The organism is Leisingera sp. F5 (assembly GCF_001593695.1).
This window is the reverse complement of record NZ_LUKH01000332.1, coordinates 1-2820: the sequence shown is the minus strand read 5'-3', so window position 1 is coordinate 2820 and position 2820 is coordinate 1. Positions and strand designations below refer to the sequence as shown.

Annotated in this window: 2 protein-coding genes; both read right to left on the bottom strand. The window is 60.7% G+C overall.

The features are described 5' to 3' along the window. Positions 1-1577, bottom strand: a 1577-nt coding sequence (locus A2I95_RS29775) for an AsmA family protein (RefSeq protein ID WP_291735685.1), incomplete at its 3' end; no start/stop codon positions are given. 128 nt (positions 1578-1705) lie between these two features. After that, positions 1706-2820 (bottom strand): pentapeptide repeat-containing protein (locus tag A2I95_RS29770; protein ID WP_291735681.1); only part of this gene is annotated, 1115 nt, incomplete at its 5' end.

The following is a 2820-nucleotide window of genomic DNA, read 5'->3' as shown; positions in this document are numbered from 1 at the left end:
CGGAACCCCTTGAGCAGAACCAGAAGATCCTGATTGCGCAGGTTGCCGCCTTCAATCGTGTAACTGGCTGTCATCTGATCAAACACGGTGCTGCCGCCATTGCCGCCCGAGCGCATCAGCTGCTCCAGATCGAAACCGGTAAAAAACCCCCTGCCCGCTTCCAGCCAGCCCTTGCCGCTGAGCGAGCGCATGATCGCGTCTACCGAGTTTCCGGCCCCTAGGAACTCCAATTCCCCCAGCGCCTCGCCGTTCAGCCGGCTGTAGCCCGCGGTTTCTCCCAGCGCGCGCTCCAGACGGATGCCGTTGAACGAAAGCTTGCCACCCACCGACAGGCCATTGCGGTTGTTGGCAACCACCTGTCCCTGCATCCGGCCGCCGAACATGGACGCCGGCAGGAATTTCAGCACCGCGCGGCTGCGCTCAACCGTAAGGTTCAGCGTGCTGGCGCCCAGGATCACGCTACCGGTTTTCAGGCTATCAAAGGACAGGTCCACGACAGCATCCGCCAGCCCCAGCGCCGAGGCATCGATTGCGCCCTTCGGCCAGCCAGCCGCGGCTGCCCCGCCGCTCCCGGACCCGCCCGGCCCGCCGGTAAACGCAGAGAAATCCAACGCGCCGCCGCGCAGTTGCGCAGTGAACTCAGGCCGCTCCTTGAATTCTGCATCCGCGGCGCCGGTCAGCTTGTTGCCGCCCAGCTCAACCGCCAGATCGCGCATCGACAGCCGCCCGTCGGCGGTATAGGTCACATCGGCGCCGAACACGGTCTTTTGCGCCAAGGCATCCGGCAGGGCCAGCCCCAGTGCGGCACCCGTCTGCAACGCGTTCCCGGCGCCAAAAGTCAGCCGCCCGCTGGCTTCGCCATTGATATCGGCATGACCGTCAAACCGCGCCTTGCCGCCCGGTGCCGTCACTGTTGCCCCGATGGAGGACACCTCACCGGCCAGAAACGCTGCAAAGGTGCCGATCTCGGCATCCACCTCCACCGGCTCCCCGGCCGGGCGCAGGGTTGCCTTGGCAATCACCGTTCCCGCCGGGTCCGGCCACAGCAGGCTGAGGTCGATGCTCTTCATCTCCACCGGCGCTTCGCCATGTGCAGCATAGCGCAGCGAGGCCCCGGTCAGCTCCACCGCCTCGATCCTGAGCGGCAGCGCGCTGCTGCTTCCTGAACCCGTGCCGCCGGAGGCTGGCGCACCACCGCCAAAGACCCAATTGCCGGTTCCGTCCTCGTTGGTGGCCAGGTTCAGATGCGGCAGGATCGCCGAGACTTCCGTGACTCGCACGTCGCCCTGCAGCAGCTCTGCCGCCGCCACCCCGATGGTCAGCCGCTCGGCCCGCAGCATCGGCTCGGGACCCGCCCAATCCGCATTGGACAGCGTCACCGCGTCCGCCTTCACCCCCAGCGTGGGCCAGAAGGTGAACCGCACTTTGCCACCAAAATCCAGCTTGCGGCCGGTCTGCGTCTCCAGCTGATCGGCGGCCAGCCGCGCGATCTTTTCGCCCGGCAGCAGCAGCACCAGCCCCGCCAGCACAACCACCGTCAGCACCAGCGCCGTTACAACCCGGATAATCAGCTTCATCGGCTCACTCCTCATGTCTTGTCCCCCGGTAGCCCAAGGGTCTTTTTGCCAGCTTACCGCGTGAGGGAGCGTGTGCAATGCAGGAAGCCTCTTGCCGCATCAATGCTTCGCGCGTTTGGGCTGCAGAATTAGCGCAGCCGGAACCGCTGGCGCAGGCCCAGGCCGAGGAAGAACAGCAGCGGCAGGCTGGCGACGGTCTGAAAGCCGGAGAAGAACTGCAGGACTGCGGGCAGAGCCTTCAATTCCTCCAGCAGGAACGTCCGCCCGAACCCGAACAGCGGAAACAGGTTGGACAAGCTGAGCGCCATCGCCGATCCCATCGGGCGTTCAATCACGCTGTCGGGTGCCAGCACGCAGCAGCCCGAGAAATAGCCCCAGAAGGCGGCAAAGCCCAAGGCCCAGACACCCAAGAGCCACAACGTGGGCCGAAGAATGGAATAGCCGTATTCGGAGAACAACCCGAACAGCAGATAGGGCAGCCGCTGCCAGATCGAGCCGATCCTGCCGGCGAAGTGCATCTCCCGGCGGAAGAAGAAGTGCTCGTCTTCGGGGAGGCCTTGTTTGGCGAGGAGGTGGCGGATGGTGGCGCAGCTGTTTCGCGCGTATTCCGAGAGTAGTTCCTCACCTTCTGGCCAAAGGCGCGGGTTGGCCGAAAAGGTCGTTTGTTCATGCAGGATTGATCCATGAAAAATTGGGTAAGCCCCTGAAAACCTTGCCCCATTGAAGTTGGCAGGCTTTTCAAATGAACACCCAGAGAAGTCAACTTCACTGTGGATAGAGTGTGAAAATTCGGAAAAAAAAGTGTCTGGAAAATTAGCAAACCCGTGAAAAACGACATAAGAAAACTTTGAACGCGGACCAAATGAGCTTTCAAAAAAGTTTGCATCTCCATCGACTTTTGCCCGGTGGAAGGTGACTTTCCTTACAAACTGAGTAGCGCTTGCCTCGATACTGCCTGCTACGCTTAGATAGGAACAATCAGCATCCTTAATGGTTGCACCATCTAGCACTAAGTCTTTCTTTAACTTTGAGTAGCTTAAGTCAAAACCTCCGGCTGCTCGCACATCTTCAAAACTCAGCACACCACAGAAATCACCTCCAACGAGAGAGACATCTCCGTCAAAACGGCTCCAAGAAAAATCTGCGCGCCCCCTAAAAATACAGCCATCAAAGTCTACGTGTTCTTTAAAAATGCAGCCATTGAAATTCCCGCCCTCCAAGAGCACGGAGTTTTTAAAGCTAG